Source organism: Polynucleobacter sp. MWH-Berg-3C6 (assembly GCF_018881855.1).
Lineage (GTDB): Bacteria > Pseudomonadota > Gammaproteobacteria > Burkholderiales > Burkholderiaceae > Polynucleobacter.
Genome location: NZ_JACVPN010000022.1, coordinates 1 through 255, shown reverse-complemented (window position 1 = coordinate 255; position 255 = coordinate 1). Strand labels below are relative to the sequence as shown.

1 protein-coding gene is annotated in these 255 nt (G+C 43.9%); it reads right to left on the bottom strand.

All coding sequences use genetic code 11. The features are described 5' to 3' along the window. The coding region (locus tag ICN13_RS10065) for a tripartite tricarboxylate transporter substrate binding protein (protein ID WP_255534129.1) at nucleotides 1-255 on the bottom strand (255 nt) is incomplete at both ends.

Genomic DNA, 255 nt, shown 5'->3' with positions numbered 1-255 from the left:
GACATTTTTTACGGGGATCTTATTGCTTACAGATAAAAGCATCGGTCCAGTTGCTACATTGGTAATGTAGACAAAGTCTTTAGCGTAATTTACTGGCAGTTTTTTATAGAGATTTGGGTTAACGGTGGGCATGCTTCCGGAGGTAAGCATGATGGTGTATCCATCAGCAGGAGATTGCGCTACAGATTCAGCAGCGATATTGCCTCCAGCACCAGGCTTGTTTTCCACGACTACGTTTTGCCCTAAGTCCTTAGA